Source organism: Gardnerella sp. DNF00109 (assembly GCF_049262845.1).
Lineage (GTDB): Bacteria > Actinomycetota > Actinomycetes > Actinomycetales > Bifidobacteriaceae > Bifidobacterium > Bifidobacterium vaginale.
In genome coordinates, this window is the sequence record NZ_CP058406.1 from 1130794 (window position 1) to 1150999 (window position 20206).

The window sequence follows — 20206 nt, forward strand, 5'->3', positions numbered from 1 at the left end:
ATATTTTTTATCAAAATCGTTATAATGTAATATGCAATTATGTATTTGTTATATTTTATGAAATAAAGTAACAAAAGTTTAGTTAATTAATTGGGTATTTTATGAATAAGACAGCGAAAATCATTCTGACCTCAACCATGATGGGTATTGCGACCGCAGCTTGCGCAGTATGCATGAGCCAAACCGCTTATGCTGCTGATACTAATGCAAGTAGTGTCAATGGAACTAATGTTGAGAGTGCAAATAGTAGCACAAAAACAAATACCCCCCCCCCACCACATACCGATTCCACTAATCAGCATAATTTAAAAAATGATAAATCTACTAACCACAACAACACTACCAGTGAAGATCGCGACTACGATACAAATACGGTTCAAACAACTGTTGATTCCAAAGGCGTAACGACAGATAAGGATGTTCAGCAAAACACATCACACGCTGATTCAACAAGCAATGAATTAGCATCGGGGACAGCGACCGATAAGAACGGCACACAAGTCAAATGGCAAGTAACGTATAATTCCAGTAATATCAAAGCTACTGACGCGGCAAAAATGAGCGAATATGGCAAACAGCTCAATTATGATTCTAATAATAATAAGCTAATCGCAACTATGAGCAATTTGCCATTCAAGAATGAAGCAGCAAATGTTGTTGCAAGGAAATATAACGAAATTACCTTAAAAGTTACAAACAACAATGAAACGACGCCTACAATCATTAGCAATATTAAAGAAACACCATGGTTCTACAAAAGTCAATATTTAAAGAATATTTTGGATGAAATTGATAAAACAACAATCGGTTCGTACAACTTTACGAGATACAATCAAGAACAAAAAGTTGGCGGCAAACACCTTAGCGGTTTGAAATACAACTTTAGTGCGCGCAAAGTTGAGGGCACGCCAATAATAACAGACTGGCAGGAAGGTGAAACAAGCCGCATAATTCCTGTATACATGGCAACAACCCATACGGGCAAAGATTCAGACTATATAACGTTGGGCATATTGCAAAACATTACTGTAAATAAGCCACAGACACCCGTTGTTCCACCAACACCACAGCCAAAGCCACCTGTTACACCACCAGTCCCAAAGCCACCTGAGTCTGCTACTAATGTATTGGCATCTGGAACTGCAACGGACAGTAACGACAAACAGGTTCAGTGGCAAGTAATAAATAACGATAAAAATACTAATACTGAACAAATAAGGGCGTACGCTCAGTATCTCAGTTACAATCCCAATACAAACGCGTTGACAATGACAGATGTTGCAGCGTTTACAGAAGACGGTAAAGCTATTTCCGCAAGAAAACTCAGCAACGTTACGCTAAAAATCACGAAGGACGGAAAAACAACAGAAGAAAACATCAAAGAAACGCCATGGTTCTTCAAAGATCAAAATTCACAGAAGATGTGGGACTCAATTAACCAGACAACAATAGGCACGTATAGCTTTGCAAAACACAATCTTGAACAAAAAGTCGGTGGCGTAGGGCTGGAAGGTTTGACCTACGACTTTCTGAATAAGAATTTTGATGGCGCTCCTACGATTGCCTGGAAGAATGGCGAAATAAGCCGCGAAATTCCTGTGTATATAGCAACGATCCATAAAGGTAAAGATGGCTCAGACTATATGACGGTAGGTGAATTTAAGAAATTCAAGGCGTATAAAAATAGGAATGATATTTTTGAAGGCGAACCTGGAACTAATCCTCTAACAAAGCAGCAGTATAAATTTAGTGATCTTGGCGACAATAATGTTAGTAGAACAGTAACTGCCATGTATGCTAATGGCCCTATTTATCTTAAGCCGGGAGAAACAAAAACGGTGCCACTCAAGTTTTATCTGGTAGATGAAAATCGTAAGCCAATTAAGGATATTACTGATGAATTTATGAAGGTATTGAATCCAGAACCAAAGGAAGTGGAAATAAAAAAGGTTCTGTTTACTCGAAATCGGCAGACGTCTTTGATGGATATGAATGTGTCGTATGTGCTGCATACGGATTATTCAATTACATTTACCGCGAATAAAGATGCTCAGGTTGGGGATTCTTACAACACAGATGGCTCTAAGTTGGATAATCTTCCAATGGTTCTTAATCCAGCAGAAACGCCAAAATATACCTATGAGCCGGGTATAACGTTACATGAGAAGAACAACCCAGGACATGTTGCTTTTATCAATGCATTCTTTGACGTGATAAAAGCAACACCTAATCCAACACCTAATCCAAATCCTAATCCAAATCCTAATCCAAATCCTAATCCAAATCCTAATCCAAATCCTAATCCAAAATCTCCTAAGCCGGAACCACCTAAACCGGAACCACCTAAACCGGAACCACCAAAGCCGGAACCAACTCCTGTTCCAACTACGAAATCGGAGCCTATTCCAGTTCCTATAATTCCTGCGCTAGAACAAATGCCAATGCCAGTGACAGAACTGGAACCAGAACCGGAACCAACGCAAGAAGAGACTGTGGAAGAAGCACCGACTCTACAAACGCACGAACCGCTTGCACGCGCAGGTTCTACAACCTCAACCATTGCAGGCACTGGATTAGCGTTCCTGCTGTCAGCTTTCGGCGCATTTTCGCTTAAACGCACGCGCATTGGCAAGCACAGCAAGTAACGAGCACAGATAACCAATAACGCAAATAACTAATAAACGCCAGTCAAGTTGAACTAAACTAACTGGCGTTTATTTTTAAAAACACCAATCAACCAATACAAATGTAGCCAATCGATGCAAATTCGCGGGCGATTGCCTACATTAGATATACCGTCTAGCTAAACATTTTCACTAACTAAACATATTCGCTAGCTCAGTATGCTATCAATATTCTTCTTATTGCTTAAATCATCTTCATCAAGAAAATCCATCTGCTTTATTCCGCTTAATCTTGCAATAAGCGAAACTGGGAAAGTAACAATATTTTGATTAAGAGCGCTGATATTACTATTTACAATTCTTTTTGCTGCAGCCAATTGCTCGTTTTCGTCGTTCACTTCTTCTTGCAAATTCAGAAATTGTTCAGAAGACTTTAATTCTGGGTAGGCTTCTGCCAAAGCATAAATCTTCCCTATCGCATGATTCTGATTTTTTATTACCGCACTAGAATCATCAGAGTTTAAGCCTTCTCTTAGACTCACTAAATCCACTAATGTTGTTTTTTCATATTTTGCAAATGACTGTGCAACTTTGAACATTTGGCAAATCGTGTCATATCTTTTAGCGAGCGCAATATCAACGTTTTTCTGCGACTCTTTTATAATCACTCTATATTTTCTTAATCTATTTAAAGTGCCAATAAACCAACCAATAATCATTACAAGCACTATTGCAATAACTATTAAAATGGTGTCCCTATCTATAATGCTATCCATAATGTCACTCATAATGTCTCCTTTAGTTCTAGTCTTTCTCTAGTCTTAGTTTTCTCTAGTCTTAGTTTTTCTGCTTTTGCAATTCGCCAGTATCGCAATTTTCTAGCTTCTAATTTTGCAATTTTTCTCTAATTACGCTGATTATTTCGTAATATTCAGCCAAAACATCTCTAAATCTTGCATATTCTCTTGTTAAAGATAGGTTTTCTATTCCAGATTTTCCAGGATTTCCTAATATATACCGACCAGAATCAAAAGCTGCAATAATATGCTCGCTATCTAGATATATGCAAACTCTCATTCTTTTTTGCAAATTATTCAATAATTCTATAAAACTTGGATCTAATACAAGCTTTGTATAAAAATCGTCTGTAGAAAAGATTGAATACGAGTTGTTAAACTCAATGGATTCTGTTTGAACTTCACTCTCCTCTTTTGTTTTTTTGCCATAGTATCCACTTAGTTTTTGCCCCATAAAGTTCTTTCCAGTAACGGGAACGATTCTAATGTGACCATTTATATTGGTTTTTGCGTTTATTAATAAGACCTGCCCAATAAAATCCGTTTTTTTAACAGTTTTTCCACTTTCACTTCTAGAAGTGTGCATTGCTTGCATGTTTGAAAATTCAGTTTTGAATTCATCGCCAAAAATTATGTGTTTATTTGAATAATAAATACTAGATATTGGCAGAAGATTATTAAAAATACTGTCGTCAATTCCTTCAGAATTTTCTAATACCGTTCCAGGCAGAATCGCATTTAGAATCGGCGTTAAGACATTATTCGCATATAGAGTATTTACATCAACCTTATTTGTTACAAAAAACTTGCCAGCAAAGCAAACAACAAAAGCAATTATTATGAGTAAAGGATATTTATAAGTAGAGTAATCAAGAGAAGGCAGATAATTGCCAACAGCACCAATAATCAGTACAACTGGTATTAATGGGATTAAACGCATTGGGTCAAAAGCGTTATTTTTTACGCCTTCTTTTAACTCATTTAATTTCCCTTGCATTTGAGGAGATTTTTCTAATTTATTAAGTCTTTCTAAAACTTCGGGATTTGTAAACACACCACTATGTTTTACATTCATCGTCATCTCCCTCTTATAATCACCAATATTTTTATAACAATATTTTCGTAACAACATTTTTATAAAAGGCATAAAAATCTCTTATATTTTTTTATCATAAATAATCATTATTTGGAATACTAGAATTTTTGAATAGTTAAATTTGTGATAGCAAAATTTGGAATAGTGAAATAGTCAAATAACAAAATAATAACAACTTTGATTTTGCTAGAGAAGTGGTATAGCTGTGATTATTTTCCGCAAAAATTTAATACAAAATAAATAATAAAGAATCAGTTAAAATAACAAAAAATAAACAAGATTACAATTTATAACACATTAATTTTCAACTACTTTAATAACATTTCTCAAAGCGTATAATGAACTTGAATTTATTCCTTAACTGATAGGAAGTTCAAAAATGGTAAAGAAACTAAAAAATATTTGGAGCGTTAAATTAACTACTGCTTCACTCGTACTAATACCAGCCGCAATCGGCATAAATTATGTTGCGAAACTATTTGCAAGCATGCTAAAACTACCACTTTGGCTTGGCACACTAGGCACTTGCATTTCAGCATGCTTGGCTGGGCCTGTTGTAGGCGGAATTGCTGGATTTTTAACCAATATTGTTTACGGCTTAACAATTGATCCAATTTCTACAGTCTATAGCATTACAGCTGCAGCAATTGGAGTAAGCGTTGGAATCGCTGCACGATTAAAATATATGGACAAAGGCCTACACATTTTTATAACAAGCCTTATTGTTGCAGCAATCGCAATAATCATTTCTACACCTCTAAACATGATTTATTGGGGCGGAACCACTGGAAACGTTTGGGGTGACGCTGTTTTTGCAGCAATGGGTTCCAAAGGCTTCTTTGCATCATTCGTAGATGAGCTTGTTGTAGATATACCAGACAAGATTGTTGTTTTGTTCCTTGCAGCTGGAATTTATAAAGTTCTTCCTAAGAGTTTAATAGCCATATATCAATCAGATGACGAAGATCTTGATAAATAAACGTTTATCACCAGAAAATAAATCGCATAAACGCTAAGTTCTACAAGTTTTAATATAAGCACAATAAGACGAGATAGCATGAAAAGCATCAGCCTATTTGAAGATAAGCATTCGTTTCTAAACGGACTATCTGCAAAAACCAAGCTTGCATACGTAATATGCGCTACAAGTACACCGAGTTTGCTTGGAGGCTATAGTTCTTTCGCTATCTTTATTATTTTGAGCCTAATCTTACTTGCAACATCAAAGGTTCTAGCAAAAATAAAAATCGTAATACAAGTTACTGGTTTTATTATTGTAACTATTTTTATAGTTCAGACTTTCTTTAGATCAGGAAATTACACGATTTTATTCAAACTAGGACCTTTGATTGCTCGCAAAGAAGGTTTTGAAGTAGCTATGAAGATTGTGCTAAATATATTAAATATTTCGTTTGCATTTTGTGTTTTAACGCTTACAACTAAACCTTCTAATATGATGCAAGAGATGATACAAGCTGGATTACCACCTAAGATGGGTTATGTTTTTGTATCTCTATTCCAAATCATTCCTCAAATAACACAGCAAACTTCGACTATTGTTGACGCTCAAAGAAGCAGAGGATTGAAAACAAAAGGTTCTCTTATAACGCGTTTCAAAGCTTTTTTGCCTTTAATATCCCCGATTATAATGTCTTCATTTATGAGTTCTAAAGAAAGAACTATAGCTTTAGAAGTTCGCGGATTTTCGTGCAATAATCAAAAAACATTCATAAAACCATTTAAGCCAAGCAAATACAATACGCTATTTTTATGCGCTTGTTTAATTGTAATAATAGCGTCTATTATTTATGCGTTGCTTCATAATTCAGGATATATAGCATGGCAGCTATTCATATAGAGCACTTAAAATATCGCTATCCTTATAGTAATACTCTTGCACTTAATGACATTTCTTGCGATATTCATAAAGGCGAATTTATTGGAATAATAGGTGCTAATGGAGCTGGAAAATCAACATTATCTCAAGCCATTTTAGGTCTTGTTCCTAATCTTTACCACGGAGCATACGGCGGCAAAGTTGAGGTAGACGGTCTTAATGCAAAAACTACGCCAATAGACAGTCTTTGCAAAAAAGTTGGTTTAGTTTTTCAAAATCCTTTTAATCAAATTACTGGATCTAAACTTACTGTTTACGAAGAAATTGCGTTTGGGCTTGAAAATCTTGGAATTGAGCAAAACGAAATGCAAAGTCGCGTAGAGAAAATCATGGACATGCTCAACATTGCCCATCTTAAAGATTGTTCTCCATACGATTTATCTGGCGGTCAAATGCAGCGAATGTCTATTGCCGCTATTTTAGTTATGCAACCAGAAGTAATAATTTTAGACGAGCCAACTTCGCAACTTGATCCTAAAGGTTCTGAAGAGGTTTTTAAGTCGGTAGAATCCTTAAAAAATCAGGGTCAAACTATTATTATGGTTGAGCACAAAATGGAAAAAATCGCGCAATATAGCGACCGCGTAATGCTTTTAAGCGAAGGAAAACTCATTGATTTTGATACTCCGCAAAAAATCTTTTCTCGCGAAGACTTGGAAGAATATGGCGTAAATCCTCCTGTTTATACTCAAATTTGTAAAAAACTTTCGTTAAAAAACAATAATGGCTTGTATCCAATAACTCTTGAACAAACGTCACACATTTTAAAATCAAATGAAGGGAATCGCTTATCATGACTCCTACTATTCAAATACGAAATGTGTCTTTTTCTCATACTCCAACATCACAAATATTCAATAATCTAAATTTGTCTTTTGCACCTGGAGCATGTGCTATTGTTGGTCAAAATGGCACTGGAAAAACAACTTTACTTAAAATCCTTAGAGGACTTCTTACGCCGAAATCTGGAAGCGTTTTATTAAATGGTAAAGATATTGCAGAATGTACTGTTCCCTCTCTTGCTAAAGATATTGGATTCGTATTCCAGAATCCAGATGACCAGATTTTTGAATCAACGGTTATACGCGAAGTAATGTTTGGACTTTTAAAAATTGGAATTGATAAGAGTCAAGCATTGATCCAAGCAAAAGAAAGTCTAAAACTCGTAGGACTTTTAGATAAAAGCTACTTAAATCCTTACGATTTAAGTCTTTGTGAAAGGAAAATGGTTTCTATTGCGTCAATTTTAGCAATGGATACGAAAGTTGTTATTTTAGATGAGCCTACGATTGCTCAGGACGATCGCGGAAAACGTTGTATTGAATCAATTATTAAGCACCTTGTTTCTCAGGGAAAAACTATTATAGCTGTTCTTCACGATATGGATTTTGTGGCTCGAGTATTTAATCGCGTTGTTGTGCTTTCAAATGGTCGAATTCTTTTTGACGGTGCTGCGCGCGACGCTTTTAGGCGAGACGACATACTTTCTATTGCACAGCTCGACAAGCCAGATGTTGTGAAGCTGTGTGAGAAACTGGGTTATGAAGATACGTTCCTATCTGTTGAAGAATTTGTGAACACTTATCGTGAACGAAATAATTGCAGATAGCAGAAACGGAATAATCAGAGTGCTAATCGCAAAGTATCCAATACCAAAGTAGCCAATCGATGCAAATTCGCGGGCGATTGGCTACTATCGCAGAAAGCATGCTGCGTTAATATTTTTACCGAGATTGAAATTGCACAGCGCATTACAACAAACCAGCGCAAGCCAGCCCAAGCCAGCGCCATATACTCACATAGACACAGTATAAAGCGAGTAGAAGTAAGCCTTCTGATTCATAAGCTCCTCAAAGCTTCCGCGCTCAATAAGCTCGCCGCTTTTCATCACAAGGATCTCATCATATTGCTTAAGCGAATTAGCATCCAAGCGGTGAGTTACAACAAGTCGAAGAATTCCTTGCAAATCCAAAATAGACTGCGTTACGTTCGCGCTCGTCTCGTTATCTAACGCGCTCGTTGCCTCATCAACCAGCAGAATCTCGGACTTTTTAAGCAAGCTTCGCGCAATAGCAATACGCTGCTTTTCACCGCCAGAAAGATGACTACCGTTCTCGCCACACTGATAGTCCTTGCCTTTAGCAGCAATCAAATTATCCAAACCAGCCAAGTGAATCACGCGATCCACCTCCGCGTCCTGAAATGGCTTAAAAAGCGTAATATTATCTAAAATCGAAGCATCAAACATAAACACAGACTGCTGCATAAGAGTCGTCTTATCATAAAGCGAACTCTTGCTCACATTGCTAAGTTCGTGATTATTCAGCTGCACACTACCCTTATAATCCTTGTAGTATCCCATAAGCAAATTAATCAAACTACTCTTACCAGCACCAGAAGGCCCTACTATCGCGTAAGATTTTCCAGCTTGCAAAGTTAGATTTACGTTTTTCAAGACTTTACGATCAGCATCGTAAGAATACGAAACATCTCGCAAAACAATGCTTTTAATAGAATCGTCAATAATATCGCCAGAATCTTCCTTAACGTTACTCATATAATCAGCCATCTTGCTAATAAGCTTCTTAGCACCCTTCATCTCGCCAAACATTTGCGGAAGACTTGCAATAGGCTGAAGCACTCCATTCATCAAATTAGTGAAAGCTAACACCATTCCAGCAGTAATAACACCAACATGAGCGTTAACCATCCAAGCGCCAACAAGCATCACGCCAAGCTGAGTTGCAAGGCTTGAAATCGTTCCAAGAGCAGAAACAGTAATCATCGTTTTTTCGCGAAGATTCTTAGTATGCTCAAGCTCCATCGACTGATTCTGATAACGGTTAATAACCTCCTGCTCCGCCTTAAAACTCTTAATAACCGAAACTCCGTTCAAAACATCCTTAGTCAGAGCCGTATAAGACTCATTCGACTTAGAAACCTGCTCCTCTCGAGTGGCAATTCCATTAGCTGTAAGAATCGAGCACGCCATTGGAAGCACAGAAACAATAAGAGCAATAACAGTGAGCAATGGACTATAGTAAATCATAAGAGCTAGCGAGCTTACAAGCATAAGAACGTCTTGAACAAAGTCAAAAATCTTCTTCAAATACTTTTCTTGAATACGCTCGCAATCATTAGTAAGTACAGAAAGATACGTGCCAGAATTCGCAAGCGAAAAATCACTATAACTCTTTTTTAAAAGCTTCTTAATAACAGACTCTTTATACTGATTCATTGCTTTTTCAAGAAAGCGGGGGTACGCACTGCGCTTCAACGCAAAAATCAGGGAGATTACCAGCATAAAGGAAGCGACAAGCAGAAAAATAGTAGTTAAAGAGAAGGCTCCTTTGCCAGACATATAGTCGAAAATAATTTGCAAAATCCAAGAAATAGCAGTGTAAATCATAGACAGGGCAATAAAAACTATCATCGAAAGAAAAGCTACAAGTTTGTTTTCCTTGAAAAATAGTTTTACGTAATTTTTCACGTCGGGATACAGTTTGGACGATTGCTGATTCGCCACAGTATTTTGATTCGCGGGCGATTGCTGATTTGCCGCGTTGTCAGTTTTACTCATTCTCGCTACCTCTCACTTCCTTTATATCTATACTATTTCTATTATCTCTTCTCTAATAGCATTTTCGCAGCTAGCATCTTCATAAGCTATTTGCTTATTCACTCGCTACAAAGCATTGAAAGCTACACTATCATACTTATCATGATTATTAACCCTTAACGTAATACTTAAACGCATTTATACGTAATTCTTGACAGAAATAATAAGCATAGAGTTAAAAAAAAAATCAAATTAAAACGCTGATTCCATATGTAATATCAGTGTAAACGTGTCAAATGCGCAATGCTGCTTCAATACAAAGCTCAAGCGCATACGCTTTAGAGTCTCCACCCCAATTGCGCTCATCATAATTTTCAACATCGTGCAAAGTATCTGCGGTGTAAAGAATCTCACCCCAAACAATCCCACGCATTTGTGCACAAGCCGCTAAAGCAGAACACTCCATCTCAACAACCGCGCATCCCTCCTGCTTACGGTTAGCAACTTTCGTCTTAGTTTCACGGAAAAACCCATCCGTAGTCCACGTTTTAACCTCATGATAAGGCAAATTGTGCGCTTGCAAAGTTTGTAAAATAGCATGCCTCGAGCGCTCTGAAACATCAACATAACGACTTGGAGGCAAATAATGATAAGAAGTCCCTTCATCCCTTAAAGCTTTATACGGAACCAGGAAAACATTTTCCGCATAATCAACTAGCGATCCGCAAGAACCAGCACTAACAACTTCACTAACACCGTAAGAAATCAGCCAGTCTAAGATCTGAACAGCGGCAGGAGCACCAACTGGAGCCTGCACTAAGCAGATTTTTTGCGTTTCTTCTTCTACTTCGCTGCCTGTATTTTCTCTTACTGTATCTCCTACTTTTTCTTCCAAAACATATATCGGATATTTTTTAGTTGCAGATTCAAAATTTGCTACAATCGTAGCTTTCCTACTTAAAGCATACTGATCAATTTCATCGCCTAAGAAAGCAAAAACCGCTTTAGATGGCAGATGAACAGAAATATTATCGTGATTTGGCATTAAAACTGCACTTTTATCGTAATCATACTCTAAAATCGGCAAATCATATTCTGTCATACAATCAGCTCCGTCATACAATCAACTAATTCTACAAGCCATTCAATCCTATATACCAGCACGCACATTATCGCACAAAAATCACAAATCAGCCAAACACAGCAAATTCGCAACGATTGGCTACTATCGCCAAACAGAGACACTCACGCATAAGAAAGAATACATATCAAAGTTTGACAAACACAAATCCATTCGCTATAGTCTTCACTTATCACCATTTCGACTAGTAAAGGAGTGCGCATGTATCATACAAATATGATGACAAATTGTTGTTGTAACGTATGCTGTTGCGCATTTCTTAATCGAAATGATGTTTGCAAGCACTAAGTATGCATCATCTAGCCTGTGTTAAAAGCATTTACGTTAAAACACAGCAAATTACGATTCAAGAAACAGCGCGCTGTTTCTTTTTTTATGCCAAAAATCGAATATAAGACGTTGAAAAGATAACAATTTAATACGGATTAGATATTAAACAGATAAATGGCATCTTTAGAAACAACTAATAAAGCAATAGTCGCTTTATTAATAAAATCATTTTTTAAAAATTAAAAACAAATCAAACAAAACAAAAACAAACAAGTAAAACAACAAACAAGTAAGGGGAAATATTATGTCTAATATTTACAAGTCCGTGCAAGAACTCGTAGGTCACACTCCACTTATGGAGCTTACGCACATTGAAAAAGAGTATAATCTAGCAGCAAAAATCCTTGTAAAACTCGAATACTTCAACCCAGCAGGCTCTGTAAAAGACCGAATTGCAAAGCAGATGATTGAAGAAGCAGAAGCCGCAGGAACAATTAAACCAGGCTCAGTAATTGTTGAGCCAACCTCTGGAAATACTGGCATTGGTCTTTCAATGATTGCTCAAACAAAAGGATACAAAAGCATTATTGTTATGCCAGAAAGCATGTCTATTGAACGCAGAAAACTTATGAAAGCATACGGCGCAGAACTCGTACTCACCCCAGCTGCAGAAGGAATGAAAGGCGCAATTGCCAAAGCGAAGGAAATCGTTGAAAACACGCCAAACGCGTGGACTCCGGGACAGTTTACCAATCAAGCAAATGTGCACGCGCATTACAACACAACTGGGCCAGAAATTTGGCAAGACACTAACGGAAACGTGGATATTCTAATTGCAGGCGTTGGAACAGGTGGCACAATCACAGGTACTGGCACATATTTAAAGGAACAAAATCCGCATCTTGAAGTAATCGCAGTAGAGCCAGCCGACTCCCCTGTACTCGCAGGCGGCAAGCCAGGAGCGCACAAGATTCAAGGAATCGGCGCAGGATTCGTGCCAGATGTGCTCAACCAAAACATTTACAATCACATTGTTCACGTAACAAATGAAGACGCAATTGAAAACGGCAAGCTTATAAGCAAAAAAGAAGGCGTGCTAGTGGGTATTTCTTCTGGAGCTGCAATCTGGGCAGCAATCCAAGAAGCAAAAAGAGAGGAAAACAGTGGTAAAACCATTGTTGCAATACTTCCCGATTCAGGAGATCGATACTTGTCTACAGCATTATTTGAAGACTAACTACATTTAGGAGCGCTACTGTAAATACGCAAGTTTTGATTAAATAATATATGGATAATAAATAACATTATTAGATAATGATCAAAACTATAAAATAAAGGAAAATAATAAAAATAACGGGAGAAATGTATGAGTGATCGCCTTGACCTTATAAATCAACTAAACTCAATTAACGATTCAGACATAAGGCAAGCTAAATTCATACCTAATTACCGCAATATTATTGCACTCATACATGCGACTCAGGCTCTACTTTTGCCTGAGTTGCATGTGCGCAATGAAAGCAACGAGACTACGCAACTCAACGCTAGTTTGAATAATAACGCTAGTTTGAATACCGTTACTTCAAACGCATTAGACACTATAGAACGCATTATATTTCACGAACTTCAATGCTACACAAGCAACACAATTAAAATTCGAGAAACTTGCAATCAATTTATAAATACTCTTCCTACAATTAAAAAGTTACTTTTAACAGATATTCAAGCCATATACGAAGGCGATCCTGCTTGCACAAGCAAAGTAGAAGTCACACTCGCATACCCTGGTTTTTATGCAATGCTTATTCACCGAACAGCTCACGCACTCTACGAACTTAACGTGCCGCTAATTCCTAGACTTATGAGCGAATATGCACACAGAAAAACTGGAATCGACATTCATCCAGGAGCAAAAATTGGCGCATATTTTTGCATTGATCACGGAACTGGCATTGTAATTGGCGAAACAACTGTAATCGGCGAGCATGTTAAGCTTTACCAAGGCGTAACGCTGGGTGCAAAAAGTTTTGCGCTAGACGAGGATGGAAATCCTATAAAAGGCGGAAAGCGGCATCCAAATATTGGAAATAATGTTGTAATTTACGCAAACGCAACAATCTTGGGCGGAGAAACCACAATAGGAAGCGGAAGTATAATCGCAGCAAACGCGTGGATTAACCGCAGTATTCCTGCAAACACAACCTACCACTTCCCTAAAGCCTAATACACAATCATGCTCTGTCTTTTATAAAACCGCAGCACTCGATTTCTGATAACTCAATAAAACCAGCAGATTTATAAAAAGCAATAGTTTTTTCAGTACAATCCGTTGTTAATTGAATTTGACGAACATTAGGGTAAAAATCCACAATCGCATTTAACAAAGCAGAGCCTATCCCCTGCCTTTGATACTCCGGCAAAACAAGAATATCCTGAATAAGAACAACCGTATATCCGTCACCAACAGCTCTAGCAATTCCAACTAGCTCATCATTTTTATACGCAGCTAAAACCTTGAGTGAATTGTTAAAGCCATTTTCTAAAGCAACTAAATCATCTGTATACGAAGACCAACCAACAGAATCATATAGTCTTAAAATATCTTTGCTATTATATTTTTCGTACTCTTTTATTTGAACATCTGCTAGATTCATTTACAATAACACCTCGCAAAATATAACAAAAGTGCGCGATCTAAAACGTAAAAACGGAAGAACGCGCACTAATAATAATACTTAACAAAAGCTACAACAGCTACTTTTTAAGTTGCACTGGTTCGTGGTCTTTGCCCATCTTAAACTTAAGACCTGCACGCTGCCACATGCGATATTCGCCAACTGCCGTAAAGAGAACATCTGTGGAAGAGTTAAGCGCAGTTTCGCACGAATCTTGAATCACGCCAATAATAAGACCAATAGCAACTACTTGCATAGCAATATCGTTTGAAATACCAAACGATGAGCACGCAAGAGGTATAAGCAAAAGCGAGCCACCAGCAACACCAGACGCGCCTGCAGCGCTAACTGCAGAAAGCACAGACAAAATCACAGCTGTTGGAATATCAACGTAAATCCCAAGAGTGTGAGCAGCACACAAAGCCATAATCGAAATCGTTATAGCAGCACCACTCATATTAATGGTTGATCCAAGCGATATAGAAACTGAGTAATTGTCTTTGTTAAAACCGAGTTTTTCGCACAAATTCATGTTTACAGGGATATTTGCAGCAGAAGAACGCATAAAGAACGCTGTAACTCCCGAATCGCGCAACGTTCGCAATACAAGAGGATACGGATTCTTGCCAGTGAGAGCAAAAACCAAAATTGGATTAACAATCAAAGCAACAACAGCCATAGTGCATACTAACAAGGCAATAACGGAACCATATTCACTAAAAATACGAAGACCATTGCTTGCCACTGTTGTATAAACAAGACCCATAATGCCAAAAGGCGCTGCGTTAATAATCCAGTGAACAATTTTTCCAATAGCAGACGAAACGTTGTCAAAGAATGCTTTAGTGGAAGGCTCAGCCAAACGAAGCGCTACACCGAAGGCAATTGCCCAGAATAAAATACCAATAAAGTTTCCCTTAGCAAGAGCATCTACAGGGTTTACCACAATATTTAACACAAGAGAATTAAGAACTTCACCGATTCCTTGAGGAGATGGCGAAGATGCTGCTTCAACATGCGCAAAAGTGAAGTCAACAGGGAAAATCATAGCTGCACATACAGCTATAAGGCTTGCAGTGAAAGTAGAAATCGCATACAACACGATTACAAGCTTCATGTTTCCAACACTTTTTGCTTTTGCAAGCGCGCCAATCACAAGGCAAAATACCAATATAGGCGCAACGGATTTAAGTGCGCTCACAAACAGCTTTCCAATAAGATCTAACACGTAGACGTGAGCTGGAACAAAAAGACCAAGTGCAGCGCCAAGAAAAAGACCAATGACAATACGCAGAATAAGGTCAATGTTATTCCACTTTTGAATAATCTTGTGCATGAGAGTCTCCTGTAATTTAGTTTGTGCAGAATATTTTATACTCTTTTATTTGTATTCATACTCGCAAGATTTTCTATTTTTACATATTATACGCATATATGCATACATATGCAAATCGTTAAGTTTTAGCGATTTAACAATGCCTTTTGCTTAGAAGATAACACTTATTAATCACATATAAACTTCATATATTCTGCAGCGCAAATCGTCTAATCTGCATAACTCGTATTGGGTAATTGAGGCAAAACAACAAGCAATCCTGCTGTGAAAATCAGCGCGAGTATAGGCAAAAGCTGCCATTGGAACGCCGATGAGAATGCAAATCCAATCCAAGATCCAGTAGTAGCACCAATCGCAAACGCGAGGCGCGCCCAACCAGAAAACTTAGCGAGAGCACTCCCCTTAAACAGAATCTGACGCGCAACAATAATCGGCTCTACTAGTAGCATTCCGCCAATCGCTTCAAGTAAGAATGCAAAGCACATCATTGGCAAAAGATTAATAAACATAAGACAATAAGCAAGCAAGCTCACAGCAATACCTAAAATCGCAACTTTTCTTAAACCGAGTTTTTGAGAAGAGTGCGCATACAAAACGGATGCGAGCACGCTTCCTACACCAGTGAAAATATACAGTATTGTTAAAGATTTAGAGCCATATTGCTTACCAAGACCAAGAAGAATATAGGAAACAGAGCATGCAGGAATAAAAGCAGCCAAAAGAGATCCAGCAAGAAGCATGATTTTACTCTTTAGTAATGGATTCGCAGATTTATTAGATGCAGATTTGTTTACAACGTCATTTTCTTGATTTTCTTTCGATTCTTTCGACGCTTCCTCTACATCTTGCGGTGTTTCCTCTACTTCATTAGATGCTTGCACTTTTCCCTCTACTACGTTAGACGCTTGCGCAATGTCTTGTTTCATAATAAATCGCGTAGCACAAGCCGCAAAAGAAGTCACGGACGAGAAAATCAAAACAGCAGGAATCGACCAGCTTGCAATCCAAGATCCAAGCGGAGAGCCGAGCAAGGTTCCTGTAACACTCGCCAAAACGCTCACAATGCCACTGTAGTTTACAATCATGCCGTCATCGCCGCCTGCAGCATCAACCTCGAAAACTTCGCTAGCAATGTCAATCACTTGACCTGTAATCAACAATGCGCAAGAAAGAGCTACAAGCGACCACTTCCACGCAGGAGAGCCAAGCATAAGAAGCGGTAGTAAACTGAGCACGCCTTCTACGCCTTCAGTCATAGCAAGAGCGCGAAAACCGCCAAGCTTATCAACTATCCAACCAGAGCATGGTGAAAGAAAATCGGCAACCGTCATAAAAGTCTTACGAAAACCAATCACCCAAGCCGGCAAGCCCACAATAATAATAGAAGGCAAAACCGAGCCTTCATACGCTTGATTGCCTAGCATAGAAAAACAGAAACCAACCAGCGCCCATCGCAATGCTGGACTAATAGATCTCATACGAATAAAAATATTATTCTTGCTAAATATTGACTTCACAGCAACCAACTCTCCTCTAAAACTCTTTCAAAATCGCAAATCATAATGCAAGTTTACGCAAATTTACAGGCAAACTTACACAACTACCTTCAAATCGCTATCAAACTTAAATAATTCACTACAAATTACACAAATCCAATAGCTTATTTAGCAAATTTGATAACACTATACTCTTGTTTAAAAAAAAACAAAAATTGCGTTATTATCGCACATGAGTATTTCTACACTTTTTTGAGTGCACACTATGGATAGTGGGTGCACCTTTTAACGATAGGAAAAGCTATCGTTAAAAGGTTTAAGATTGGCTTAATAACTTGCTGAACAATCTTACGCAATAATCAACATGCCACTAGCATTACACCCACTCCCTACCCGCGAATCTAATCCTTATATAATTAACTAAATCCCATATTTATCAGCTAAAACCCTATATTTGTTAAAGTACCTTTACGCTGTTGAACCGCCACACCAACATTCCATATGATCACACCAACAATTGCCCATAACACACCAACAACAAGAATCACAAGTAGCGATACGCCAACATTTACAGAACCATCAACTATACTACGAGATGCTTGAGTAACATGAGTTACTGGAATCACATATAACACGTATTGCATCATCTTAGGAAATACGCCAATCGGAGCAATCACACCACAAACAATAGGAAGTATTGCACTAAGCGCGTTAGAAATAGTATAAACATCATTCATCATCATGCTTATAGCAGCTATAGCAATACCGAATCCCGTAGAAGCAACAGGAACAATAAGGAACAACAGCATCAACGCGCTCATATTAATCACAAAGAAAGCACTCGGGCTTACTACAAGCATTGTTATAAACAAAGTCACAGCATCACTCACTAAAGAAATAGTCACGAGCGCAATAATACGACCGAACCATAATGGTAATGCAACTTTCGCGCTTGTAAGCACGAATGGTGTTGTGCCTTCAAAACGATCCCACGCTAGCGCCTCTGACACAGTCATACTTGTGGAAATAGAACACGCGCCCATAACAGCAGCAAGAGTTGAAGCAATCAAACTATGATTAAAACCCGCGCTAGTTGCAGCACTAGCTGCTCCATTAAATCCTCCACTTACAGCTCCAGCTAGAAAAACGTATAAGAATGTAGATAAAAGAGGCTCAATAATCATACGTATAACAGCAGTATTCCAACTATTTAAGCTAGGTATACTCTGTATACTCACTCTTGCGCCAGTTCGTATACTAGATAACACGCTCACGTGACCATACTGTGAATATTGATTATATTGATGTAGTCTAGCGCACTTACTATTTTGAATAATTTTATTTCGCATTTTATTTCGCATAGTTTCAACCTGATTATTATTTCGTATCATATTATGTTCAAACTTCCATTAAGCGTTGCAAGTCGAATAGCATGACGTAACATAAAGCCTGCAATAACAAGCAGAACGCTGGATAATACAACGCATAACACAATTGCTAACACAGTAGTAGCATTAAACGCTTGCGCATGAGCCACCCACACTGCAGATGTAAGCGGATGAATAAACGCAATAATGCGAGCCGGCAATGGCATTGATTCTACAGGAATCACTATTCCACAAAGCATCCATACAGGAATTAAAATCAAACCTTCATAAACGGTAGCTTTACGGCATAATACAAAAATTCCAGATAATAATGCAGCAGAAGCTACGCAAGCAAGCATAGAAAGTAAGTATCCAACTAGCTGCGTGAATGTTATCATAAAGAACCCATGGCATAAAACAGCCACGGTAATAATCGCAAGCGGCATACCAATGCACCCAAGTAAAGCTGCGGATCCTACAATAGGAAGAAACACTGCAGAAGGTGATATAACACTTAAAGTTAAATATTGTAATGTTCCTAAATAACGCTGGTATCCAATAATTCCAACAGCAGTAGTTGTAGCAGACCATAATCCAGCTATAGAAGAATCAACCCAAATATTATTAAGACAATTAGCACAATTATGAGAAAAACCATAGTATGCAACAATTTTCATCAACGCAAAACATACTGGAGCAAGTATCGCATTTTGCAAGAAAAACATTGTTTTTGCTAAGCTTTTAAGCTGAAACCACATGCCACGAATCACAGAAGCGTATGAATGAGTAGAAGTATTCATATTAAGCCTCCTACTTATTTAATGGGAGCAAGGACGGCGAAGAAGACGGCGTAGCAGCAGCAGAAGTAGAAGTAGAAGTAGAAGTATTTGATGCAGAAATATTATCATTTTGCACAATAGCAAGATACGTTTCTTCCAAACTTGCAGCGCGATCACCTAAACGCGTAATCCCATCAACAGAAATCTTGATATTTCGTTCTTGAGATAATGTTTTGCTCCACGCGATAGTAATATTTAACACTCCATGCGATTCAAAAACATCACACCACAACACTCCATCAAGTTTTTGCAATTCTTCCTTAACACTAGGAGTCCCACTTGATACTTCACCTTCATACGCATACATTGTTACATGATCGATATGCTGCAAAGAAGCCAACTGCTGAACACTTCCCTGAGCGATAATATTACCGTGATTTATTACAGCAACAGTATCAGCTAATTTTTCAGCCTCACTCATCTCATGCGTAGTTAGCAAAATCGCTATTCCTTGATCTCGTAAAGCATGAATAATTTCACGTACTTTCCTAGCATTTTCAGGATCCAAACCAGTAGTAGGCTCATCTAAAAGCATAAGATCCGTTCTAGCGACCAGAGATCGAGCAATATGCAACCGCTGCCACATTCCCCTTGAAAAAGTTTGAACAGCATCATGAGCTTTATCAAGTAAATCAACTTGCTCAAGAGCATCGTGAATACGATTACCTTGCTCCCTATATGGAACAGCAGAAAGATCCGCAAAATAACGAAGATTATCTAATGCACTTAACTTTTGATAAAATCCTCGCTCACCTCCAAGAAGTAATGACACGTGCTTACGTGCTTCTCGAGGATTACTCACAGCATCAATATTGGCAATACGAACACTACCACTATCAGGAGCTAACAACGTACCAACAATTTTTACAGTAGTTGTTTTACCTGCACCATTCGGACCAAGCAAGCAAAATATTTCACCAGAATGAATATCAAAAGATACGTTATGTAAAACTTGGCGAGTTGTCTTCTTACGACCAAATCCACGAGAATAAGATCTTGTTATATTATCAATGCGCAATATTAAGTTGCTAGTTGACTGCTTATTATTGATATCGCGACTATTAGTCGCGTCTTCTATATTATTATTCATTATTATTGCTTCGTTCTTA

The 20206-nt window shown here is 37.9% G+C and carries 17 protein-coding genes; 7 read left to right on the forward strand and 10 right to left on the reverse strand.

Features of this window, described 5'->3' with window-relative positions:
- The first annotated feature begins 101 nt into the window (after positions 1-101).
- Positions 102-2645, forward strand: a complete 2544-nt coding sequence (locus HXT20_RS04455) for a hypothetical protein (protein ID WP_422114259.1) — start codon at positions 102-104, stop codon at positions 2643-2645.
- 188 nt (positions 2646-2833) lie between these two features.
- Here HXT20_RS04455 and HXT20_RS04460 read toward each other — a convergent pair whose 3' ends face one another.
- Positions 2834-3412: a LemA family protein gene (locus HXT20_RS04460; protein WP_422114260.1), complete on the reverse strand. Its 579-nt coding sequence runs from the start codon at positions 3410-3412 to the stop codon at positions 2834-2836.
- A gap of 97 nt (positions 3413-3509) precedes the next feature.
- A complete protein-coding gene (locus HXT20_RS04465; protein ID WP_422114464.1) occupies positions 3510-4496 on the reverse strand; it encodes a DUF3137 domain-containing protein in 987 nt (328 codons plus the stop codon).
- A 400-nt stretch (positions 4497-4896) separates the two neighbouring features.
- Here HXT20_RS04465 and HXT20_RS04470 point away from each other — a divergent pair, with 400 nt between their 5' ends.
- The 4 genes from HXT20_RS04470 (at position 4897) to HXT20_RS04485 (ending at position 8023) form a co-directional block, all read left to right on the forward strand.
- Entirely contained in the window at positions 4897-5496 is a 600-nt protein-coding gene (locus tag HXT20_RS04470) for a sensor histidine kinase (protein WP_004114802.1), read from the forward strand.
- Between the two features lie 78 nt (positions 5497-5574).
- Positions 5575-6375 carry an energy-coupling factor transporter transmembrane component T family protein gene (locus tag HXT20_RS04475; RefSeq protein ID WP_004138180.1) on the forward strand — a complete coding sequence of 267 codons (801 nt, stop codon included), beginning with the start codon at positions 5575-5577 and terminating at the stop codon, positions 6373-6375.
- A complete protein-coding gene (locus tag HXT20_RS04480) occupies positions 6357-7211 on the forward strand; it encodes an energy-coupling factor ABC transporter ATP-binding protein (protein ID WP_422114261.1) in 855 nt (284 codons plus the stop codon). The genes HXT20_RS04475 and HXT20_RS04480 overlap by 19 nt, the downstream gene beginning before the upstream one ends.
- Positions 7208-8023: an energy-coupling factor ABC transporter ATP-binding protein gene (locus HXT20_RS04485; protein WP_422114262.1), complete on the forward strand. Its 816-nt coding sequence runs from the start codon at positions 7208-7210 to the stop codon at positions 8021-8023. The genes HXT20_RS04480 and HXT20_RS04485 overlap by 4 nt, the downstream gene beginning before the upstream one ends.
- A 186-nt stretch (positions 8024-8209) precedes the next feature.
- Here the strand turns inward: HXT20_RS04485 and HXT20_RS04490 are convergent, their stop codons facing one another.
- Complete coding sequence (locus tag HXT20_RS04490; RefSeq protein ID WP_422114263.1) at positions 8210-9994, reverse strand: ABC transporter ATP-binding protein; 1785 nt, start codon at positions 9992-9994, stop codon at positions 8210-8212.
- A gap of 271 nt (positions 9995-10265) precedes the next feature.
- Complete coding sequence (locus HXT20_RS04495; protein ID WP_410310885.1) at positions 10266-11075, reverse strand: nucleoside phosphorylase; 810 nt, start codon at positions 11073-11075, stop codon at positions 10266-10268.
- A 613-nt stretch (positions 11076-11688) separates the two neighbouring features.
- Here HXT20_RS04495 and cysK point away from each other — a divergent pair.
- Positions 11689-12621 (forward strand): cysteine synthase A, encoded by a 933-nt coding sequence (gene cysK / locus HXT20_RS04500; protein ID WP_422114264.1) that lies wholly within the window; start codon positions 11689-11691, stop codon positions 12619-12621.
- Positions 12622-12750: 129 nt separating this feature from the next.
- Positions 12751-13608, forward strand: coding sequence for a serine O-acetyltransferase EpsC (gene epsC, locus HXT20_RS04505; protein ID WP_415681034.1), 858 nt, complete (start codon positions 12751-12753; stop codon positions 13606-13608).
- 7 nt (positions 13609-13615) lie between these two features.
- Here epsC and HXT20_RS04510 read toward each other — a convergent pair whose 3' ends face one another.
- The 6 genes from HXT20_RS04510 to HXT20_RS04535 all read right to left on the reverse strand — a co-directional run bounded on the left by HXT20_RS04510 (position 13616) and on the right by HXT20_RS04535 (position 20187).
- Positions 13616-14038 (reverse strand): GNAT family N-acetyltransferase, encoded by a 423-nt coding sequence (locus tag HXT20_RS04510; RefSeq protein WP_004122613.1) that lies wholly within the window; start codon positions 14036-14038, stop codon positions 13616-13618.
- Between the two features lie 100 nt (positions 14039-14138).
- Positions 14139-15395: a serine/threonine transporter SstT gene (sstT, locus tag HXT20_RS04515; RefSeq protein ID WP_004117528.1), complete on the reverse strand. Its 1257-nt coding sequence runs from the start codon at positions 15393-15395 to the stop codon at positions 14139-14141.
- Positions 15396-15604: 209 nt separating this feature from the next.
- Positions 15605-16912 carry an MFS transporter gene (locus HXT20_RS04520; protein WP_422114265.1) on the reverse strand — a complete coding sequence of 436 codons (1308 nt, stop codon included), beginning with the start codon at positions 16910-16912 and terminating at the stop codon, positions 15605-15607.
- Positions 16913-17331: 419 nt separating this feature from the next.
- Entirely contained in the window at positions 17332-18282 is a 951-nt protein-coding gene (locus tag HXT20_RS04525) for an ABC transporter permease (protein ID WP_422114266.1), read from the reverse strand.
- Positions 18279-19058 (reverse strand): ABC transporter, encoded by a 780-nt coding sequence (locus tag HXT20_RS04530; RefSeq protein ID WP_422114267.1) that lies wholly within the window; start codon positions 19056-19058, stop codon positions 18279-18281. The genes HXT20_RS04525 and HXT20_RS04530 overlap by 4 nt, the downstream gene beginning before the upstream one ends.
- 10 nt (positions 19059-19068) lie before the next feature.
- Positions 19069-20187, reverse strand: a complete 1119-nt coding sequence (locus tag HXT20_RS04535; RefSeq protein ID WP_422114268.1) for an ABC transporter ATP-binding protein — start codon at positions 20185-20187, stop codon at positions 19069-19071.
- Positions 20188-20206: the final 19 nt, after the last annotated feature.